This is a genomic window from Mesorhizobium sp. M8A.F.Ca.ET.207.01.1.1 (genome assembly GCF_004794715.1).
GTDB lineage: Bacteria > Pseudomonadota > Alphaproteobacteria > Rhizobiales > Rhizobiaceae > Mesorhizobium.
Genome location: NZ_SRUS01000119.1, coordinates 1 through 418 on the forward strand (window position 1 = coordinate 1; position 418 = coordinate 418).

Here is a 418-nt window from a genome sequence, read left to right on the forward strand (position 1 = left end):
TGAGTTCGACTGTCTGCGGCATCAACTGCCGAAAGGCGGCGACGTCTTCGAGGGCTGCTTTCATCCTGTCCGCGAGTTGAACGGCATCGGGCCGGATCAGGGCAGGGGACCCTTCGCCGAATATTTCCGGGATGCCGCCCACCGCGGTGGCGATCATCGGCCTACCGGCGGCCAGCGCCTCCAGCACGATATAGGGCATCGCCTCGGCGCGCGAGGGCACCACGATCAGCTGCGCCAGCGCGAAGGCCTGCCTCGCCGGCATCGGCGCCAGGAAGCTGACATCATCCGAAAGCCCGAGACGTTTGACCTGCGCGTGGTAGCGCGGCAGGTCGTCGCCGTCGCCCACCATCACCGCGCTCGGGCGACGGCCGAGTTGGTTGGCGGCGAGCGCCAGGGCCTCGATGAAGATGTCGGGACC

The 418-nt window shown here is 67.9% G+C and carries 1 protein-coding gene; it reads right to left on the bottom strand.

Going from position 1 to position 418, the window contains the following annotated elements; translation table 11 throughout:
- Window positions 1-418, bottom strand: a 418-nt coding sequence (locus tag EN850_RS33755) for a glycosyltransferase (protein ID WP_136092949.1), incomplete at both ends; no start/stop codon positions are given.